Origin of the sequence: Streptomyces sp. NPDC059909 (assembly GCF_042730885.1) — a bacterium.
In the GTDB taxonomy this organism is placed as follows: Bacteria; Actinomycetota; Actinomycetes; order Streptomycetales; family Streptomycetaceae; genus Streptomyces.
The window spans coordinates 142,634-148,852 of record NZ_JBHWKX010000008.1; the positions used below are offsets into that span (position 1 = coordinate 142,634).

Below are 6,219 nucleotides of genomic sequence, written 5' to 3' on the forward strand. Positions count from 1 at the left end.
CTCCTCGGGGTTGTGGCGTGGTCTGGGGGGCGGCGGGTCATGAGAAGAGCCGTCGCCAGGTCTCGGGGCCGGGGTAGCCGTCGGCCGCACCGCCGCGCCAGCCCTGGGCGCGCTGGAACGCCTCGACGCTGCGGCGGTCCGCCTCGGTCCACCAGCGGTCGGGCCCCGTGGTGTAGTGCTTGCCGAAGCCCCGCTTCACCAACTGGCGGCCGAGCTCCTCCACATGGACGTTCGCCTGGCCGGGGCGGAAGTAGGCCCGGCCCGGGTAGGCCGGCACCCGCGCCGACGTCTGCGCCTGGGCGGCGCGCGGGATGTTCTTGCCCGTGCCGTTGACCAGCAGGCGCCAGGTGTCCGGGCCGGGCAGACCGTCCGCCTCCTTGCCCTTCCAGCCCTGCGCACGCTGGAACGCCTGGGTCGCCCGCCGGTCCGCCTCGCTCCAGCGCGGACCGGGGGCCTTGGTGTGGTACCTCTTCGCGCCCCGCTCCACGAGCATCCTCCCGAGCTGGGTGACGTACTTGTTGTTCGCGCCCGGCCCGAAGTACCGGGCGTCCGGGTATGCCGTGACCGTCCCGCCGCCCGACCCGTCGGCCGTCGCGACCGCGCTGATGAGCCCTCTGTAGCGGTACGCCACGTAGCGGTCGGAGTTGCTCCAGTACGCCATCGGCGTGGCCTGCCGCCGGGTGTGCGGCTTCGCCTGTTCGTAGGCGATGTAGTAGGTGTGCGTGTAGTCGGTCCAGCCGCCGAAGATCGTGACGTGGGAGCCCTTGCCCGGGTCGGCGGGATTGTGGAACAGCAGGATGTCGCCGGGCTGGAGGTCCTTGTGGTCCAGCCGGACCCCGTACTGCGCCAGGCTTCCGGTCCATTCGTTGCCCGCCAGGTTCCACGCCATGGAGACGTAGCCCGAGCAGTCCTGCCGGTAGCCGTCCGCCCAGTACGAGGTCATGGAGTACGGCACCTTGGCGTCCACCCAGCGCTTGGCCCGGTTGATGATGTCCGCGCGGGTCGTCTTGCGGAGCTCGGCCGGGGTCCCGGCCGGGCCGGTGTCCGGCCGGCCGTGCAGAGGCCCCTGCCCGCCCTGCGGCGTGTCCGTCTCGGGCTCGGGATCCAGGACTGTGACCGGGCTGCCGGGCTCCGGTCCTCCGGGCGCGGACGCCGCCGCCCCGACCACCCCGCCGCCACCGCCCAGCACCACGCCCGCGGCAGTGGCCAGGACCAGCGCACGCCTGGCTCCGTGCACGGAGGGATGCATCCCTGCGCGTACCGACAGGGCGTACGCGCGGGCCCGCGCACGCCGCTCCTGGGCGCATCCGGCACAGGGGCAGTCGATCGCGGGCTCGTACTCCTCGAAAGCCGGAACGGTCATACGGGGCCCCTCCACCTGTCCTAAGTGTCCTGACAAATCGCATTTTGACTGACCAAAGCGAAAAAACGACCATCCGACAGGCCGGAACAGGGAAGGAAATGGTCAGGAGCACCCCTGGATGTCAGGTAGAGTTCTCCGGGTCAGCACGCGCCGCTAGCTCAGTTGGTTAGAGCAGCTGACTCTTAATCAGCGGGTCCGGGGTTCGAGTCCCTGGCGGCGCACGAGCGATTAGGTCGCTGACCTGGGCGTTCTCGGCTTCCGAGGACGCCCTTTCGCGTTTGCCCGGGATAGACTCGACCTCGCCCGTACGCGTCAAACCGTCGCTAGCAGGAAAGAACCCTCGCGTGGCCAATGCACTGCAGGAATTGGTGAAGAGCCGGCTGGAGCAGCAGGGCTGGTCCTACGGCGACGTGGCCCGGCGCGGCGGCATCCCGCGTTCCACCGTGCATCATCTGGCCACTGTCGAGCGAGTGACCCGCATGCCGCAACAGGCCACCCTCGAGGGCCTCGCCAGAGGGCTGGAGCTGCCCCTGGACTCCGTACGCAGGGCCGCCGCCGAGGCCTGCGGGATCCACCTGTACTTCGAGGAACCGGCCGGCACCACCGCCGACCCCGAGGTCGCCACCCTCATCGCCAGCGTCCAGCGGCTCTCTGTGACCGACCGCCGACACGTCACCGCCCTGATCGAATCCCTCCTGCGCAACGCCTCCCACCCCGACACAGACGCCGACGACTCCGACGCCGACTGAACGGGACTTTCGGACGCTCACCGCTCGCTCAGGGCCCGCAGCCAGCTGATCACGGCGTTCACCGTCTGGTAGTCCAGCTCGGAGATCCGGGCGACGGCCTGGGCATCGGTCAACCGTACGGGGAGGCATGCCGCGTCCAGCGCACAGTGCAGCATCACCTGGTGTGCCTGCGTCGCCGGCAGATCCTCCCCCACGCGCAGGTAGGGGCGCAGGAACACGGAGATGGGCAGCGGGGGCGTTGGGAATGTCGGATATTCCATGATCATGCTCCGATTGCTCTCTCATTCAGCTACGAAGCCCCGAAGGCCCGCCGGCACCCTGGATGCCGGCCCGGCGCATCAGGAGCTGCACCGTTCCGCGGCTGACCCCGATGCCGTATGTGAGGGTCAGCTCTTCGTGAATGCGCCGGTACCCATAGGTCCCGTGCGAAGCAGCGTGGATCGCGGTGATGACTTCGGTGAGCCAGGAGTGGCGGACGGACCGTGCGGAGGGAGGGCGGGAGCGCCAGGTGAAGTACCCGGACTCGGTCACTCCCAGGACGCTGGTGGCGATCCGCACGGGCAGACCCTCGCAGGCCATCACGTGTACCGCCCCGAATCGCCTTTTGGGGACGTCGCATCACACAGCAGCTCGGTCGCGCGCCGGAGGACGGCGAGCTCGGTCTCCAGCTCGGTGATGCGCTTGCGTGCGGCCTTGAGTTCGCCCCCGGCGGGCGGGACGGACCGCCCGCGCCGGAGGTGCGGCAGGTACCTGCGCCGCCACTGGTAGATCGTCCGCTCATTGAGGCCGAGATCGACGGCGACCTTCTTCACGGGCTCGCCTACGGCGAGCAGGTCGAGGGCCCGGCTGCGCAGCTCGGGTGGGTAGCTCATGGATGGTCATCCCTCCGGGAGACGGGAGACGAGGTCCATCTGCCGGCTCGGGGAACAGGGATCCCCGAGCCGGCAGATGCCGAGGTTCAGTACGGAGGCGGCGGCCCCGTCCGGCCCGATCGGCCGGACAGCACCTGGGCCTTGTCCGGCCCTAGTCGATGTGACGCCGCATGGTGACAGTGGGCCGGAAGCTGCTCAGCGGGTTCACGTCCGCACCGCGTGGTGCGGCTGCCACCGAGTCCCTGAGCAGGGTCACGACCTCGGCGGCGAGGGAATCGGCGCGGGCCTTGACGACATGGATCGCCTCGCGGCTCCGCTCCAGTTCGCCCAGCCGCCTTTCGAGCCGGGCGAGTTCGCTCCGGGCCGAGTGGCTCAGGGTGAACGAGTACGGGGTGGAGACGATGAACTGATAGGCGCCGGCGAACGTCTGGCAGCCCTCGCAGTGGTCGTTGACCGCGCGGCTGGTGTTCGTGGCGTTGAGGTGCGCGAGGGTGCCGTTCGTGGTGACGACCTGGAAGGACAGGGCGATCGACCGGCACGGGTTGTCGAGCGAGCAGCCTACGGAGCGGGCGACCGCCCTGTTGCGCGCACCGACGCCGATACGCGTTCCGAGCTCGCGGATCGCGAACTCGTCGTCGTAGTCGTAGCGGTGTCTGGGGGTGGCCTTCGCGTGGGCTTCGTCCACGGCGATGCCGACGTAACGGGTGACGTTCGACGCGGAGGAAGCTGCTCCGGCCGGGCTCGCGGTGGCGAAGCCGGCCGTGCATGCGGCGGCCAGCATGCCCAACCGTGCGGCCCTGCGGCCGACTCGGTTGGTGCGTGGCTTTCGGTGCGTCACTGGTGCTCCTTTGCGGACGTGCGGGAAGAGTCGGGGGTTCTCGATGGGGAGGAGGGGCCAGGGCCTGATCCACAGGACAGGTCCTAGGGGTCCTCATCGGAGCTCGGTGACTCCGAGGGGGTCTCCGAGGGCGAGGGGGATCCGGACTGCGTGGGGCTCGGCGTGCCGGGCGAAGAGCTGACGCTGGGCGACGGTGACGCCGAGGTGCGGCTGACGCTCGGGGTCGGGCTCGCCTGCGTGGGCTTCGGGGTGGTCGGAGCGGGACTCGCGGACGGGGAACCACTCGCCGTGAGGGCCTCCCCGGAAGCGCTGACGTCGGCGCTGGGCTCCGGCAGGGCCGCCTCGGACGGCGGGCCGGCGGGAACGAACGAGTCCGGCGGGGTCGGGCTCGGCCGTGCTTCGGCGGGTGCCGGTGCCGTCGGACGTTTCGCCGGGAGGCCGGGCTGGAGGATGGGGGTGATGGGCGGCTGCCGCGGCAGCACCTCCGGGGTCATGCCGCTCAGCCAGGCCGCGCAGAGTGCGCCGGCTCCCGCCACCACGCCGCCCCAGATGGCCAGGCGCAGCCGGGTGTTGCCCTCCGTGGCGCGGGCGGCGGCCCTCACGAGTCGCCCCACCAGGCGTACGGTGAGATACGCCGCGCCGGCCAGGGGGCAGATGAGCATGAAGCTTCCGACGACGCCGACGAGCCCCGCGGAGATCTGACCCTCGAGGAAGGCGAACCAGGTCCCGCCCAGTTGCTCCGCCAGGGAGCGCAGGCTGGTGATGAGCAGGCGCGGGAGGTTCCACAGGACGTAACCGAGTTCGGCGGCGATCAGCGGCACCATGATCAGCACCCAGATCGTGACGGTGATCCTCGCGGGACGCTTGAGAGCGGCCACTTCAGGAGGCACCGGACGGCCGGGCCGCATGCTCCGCAGGATGGGCTTGATCTTGCCGAAGAGGTCGGGGATTCCGGCGAGGTCTCCGAGGATGTAGTAGCCGTCCAGCCGGACCACCGGCAGCAGCTGTTCGAGGATCTCGAAGTGCACCAGGTAGATCGCGGCGAGAAAGAACGGCTGACCGGTGAGGAAGTACGCGCAGGCGAGCCCCAGCACGAAGACGATGTTGAAGTAGACCCCGCCCAGGTCGGTCCGGAGCCGGCCGGCCCGCCCGATGCGGTAGACATCGGTGACTTCGGTGTACATCGACGGCCAGATCAGGAAGAGACCGCACCCGATGCTTCCCGGCCGCGCGCCACCGTACCTGCACGCCGAGGCGTGGCCGAACTCATGGAAGACCAGCGATGCCACGATCAGCACGAAGACGGCCAGCATCAGCACCGGCTGCTCGAGCACCTGCAGCACCGGTTGCATGGCGCCGTGGACGGCGAAGAGCCAGAAGTCCATGCAGAGCGCTGCCAACAGCACCAGAACCACCACCGGTGGCCGGTGCAGCCATGCGAGCGCCTTCGCGATACGGGCGACCTGCTGCTCACGGAAGATCACCCGATGGCCCTTGAGGACCAGGAGGAGATCGGTGGTGGGGCCGGCGACCTGGTCGCTCTCCTGGCCGAAGGGGACGGTGACACCGAGCGGTTCGAGCTTCTGCTCAATGAGGTACTCGATGTTGTCCGCGCTGACTTCACGCCCGAAGCGCCCGCTGACCCGGTGCGAGATGGCCTCGGTGTTCCGTACGCCGTCGACGGCTTCGGTCACCAGGTAGAGCAACCGGGACAGCTGGACCACCTGCCCGTCTCCGCGGCGGACCAGGTACTTGCGTTCCCTGGAACCGGATCCCTTGTACTCGCCGAGGAGTTGGAGTCCCGCGCCGAGTCGCGGAACGGGAAACAGTATCTCCGTGTATTCATACGAGGGAAACGTTTCGTCCGCGTCGCAGGTCGCCGCCCCCGCGGGACCGGGGTGAACCCTGTGGCTTTCGGTCACCGCCCTGCTCTTCCTCCCGGCGCGGACCGCGCCCCCAAGAACGCGGCCCGCACACTTCCGGGCGTCGTTACTGGCTGATGTTGATGGACTGGTTCGCCTCGGACGCCGCGATGGCGTCCGGGGAGTCGATGTTGGCCGCGAGCGACTCGTTGTGGGCGTTGACGTAGGCGATGTGCTTCGTCACGTTCGTGGTCCTGGTGAAGTTGAACCGGAGCCGGCCCAGGGCCTCGCGACCGGGCAGCAGCTCCGCGGCGGCCTCGGCATTGAGCTGATCGTTGTTCATGGTGAAACCCTTCTGGAAAAGGAAGCGCCGGCTACTGGTTGACGCTGATGGACTGGGTGGCCCCGGATGACGCGATGGCGTCCGGGGAGCAGACGTTGGCCGCGAGCGACTCGTTGTGGGCGTTGACGTAGGCGATGTGCTTCGTCACGTTCGTGGTCCTGGTGAAGTTGAACCGGAGCCGGCCCAGGGCCT

Annotated in this window: 8 protein-coding genes and 1 tRNA gene; 2 read left to right on the top strand and 7 right to left on the bottom strand. The window is 69.3% G+C overall.

Annotated features, from left to right (window positions below; translation table 11 throughout):
• Positions 1 to 37: 37 nt before the first annotated feature.
• Complete coding sequence (locus ACFV9O_RS08970) at positions 38 to 1,363, bottom strand: peptidoglycan-binding protein (protein WP_385414262.1); 1,326 nt, start codon at positions 1,361 to 1,363, stop codon at positions 38 to 40.
• A 147-nt stretch (positions 1,364 to 1,510) separates the two neighbouring features.
• Here ACFV9O_RS08970 and ACFV9O_RS08975 point away from each other — a divergent pair.
• Together ACFV9O_RS08975 and ACFV9O_RS08980 are read left to right on the top strand one after the other, a co-directional pair.
• Positions 1,511 to 1,584 (top strand) — tRNA-Lys (locus tag ACFV9O_RS08975).
• Positions 1,585 to 1,707: 123 nt separating this feature from the next.
• Positions 1,708 to 2,112, top strand: a complete 405-nt coding sequence (locus tag ACFV9O_RS08980) for a helix-turn-helix domain-containing protein (protein WP_385414265.1) — start codon at positions 1,708 to 1,710, stop codon at positions 2,110 to 2,112.
• A 17-nt stretch (positions 2,113 to 2,129) separates the two neighbouring features.
• Here the strand turns inward: ACFV9O_RS08980 and ACFV9O_RS08985 are convergent, their stop codons facing one another.
• The 6 genes from ACFV9O_RS08985 to ACFV9O_RS09010 all read right to left on the bottom strand — a co-directional run bounded on the left by ACFV9O_RS08985 (position 2,130) and on the right by ACFV9O_RS09010 (position 6,027).
• Complete coding sequence (locus ACFV9O_RS08985; protein ID WP_385414266.1) at positions 2,130 to 2,372, bottom strand: hypothetical protein; 243 nt, start codon at positions 2,370 to 2,372, stop codon at positions 2,130 to 2,132.
• A gap of 25 nt (positions 2,373 to 2,397) precedes the next feature.
• The gene (locus tag ACFV9O_RS08990) at positions 2,398 to 2,670 is read right to left on the bottom strand and encodes an IS3 family transposase (RefSeq protein ID WP_385414269.1); all 273 of its coding nucleotides are present in this window, start codon (positions 2,668 to 2,670) and stop codon (positions 2,398 to 2,400) included.
• 20 nt (positions 2,671 to 2,690) lie between these two features.
• The gene (locus ACFV9O_RS08995) at positions 2,691 to 2,984 is read right to left on the bottom strand and encodes a transposase (protein WP_385414271.1); all 294 of its coding nucleotides are present in this window, start codon (positions 2,982 to 2,984) and stop codon (positions 2,691 to 2,693) included.
• Between the two features lie 151 nt (positions 2,985 to 3,135).
• A complete protein-coding gene (locus ACFV9O_RS09000; RefSeq protein WP_385414273.1) occupies positions 3,136 to 3,822 on the bottom strand; it encodes a hypothetical protein in 687 nt (228 codons plus the stop codon).
• 83 nt (positions 3,823 to 3,905) lie between these two features.
• Complete coding sequence (locus ACFV9O_RS09005; protein ID WP_385414276.1) at positions 3,906 to 5,744, bottom strand: hypothetical protein; 1,839 nt, start codon at positions 5,742 to 5,744, stop codon at positions 3,906 to 3,908.
• 67 nt (positions 5,745 to 5,811) lie between these two features.
• Positions 5,812 to 6,027, bottom strand: coding sequence for a hypothetical protein (locus tag ACFV9O_RS09010; protein ID WP_385414278.1), 216 nt, complete (start codon positions 6,025 to 6,027; stop codon positions 5,812 to 5,814).
• Positions 6,028 to 6,219 lie beyond the last annotated feature (192 nt).

What these genes read in the sequence shown, in the direction of transcription:
- ACFV9O_RS08970 (WP_385414262.1), bottom strand. Translation starts at nt 1,363, where the DNA reads ATGACCGTTCCGGCTTTCGAGGAGTACGAGCCCGCGATCGACTGCCCC.
- ACFV9O_RS08985 (WP_385414266.1), bottom strand. Translation starts at nt 2,372, where the DNA reads ATGGAATATCCGACATTCCCAACGCCCCCGCTGCCCATCTCCGTGTTC.
- ACFV9O_RS08995 (WP_385414271.1), bottom strand. Translation starts at nt 2,984, where the DNA reads ATGAGCTACCCACCCGAGCTGCGCAGCCGGGCCCTCGACCTGCTCGCC.
- ACFV9O_RS09010 (WP_385414278.1), bottom strand. Translation starts at nt 6,027, where the DNA reads ATGAACAACGATCAGCTCAATGCCGAGGCCGCCGCGGAGCTGCTGCCC.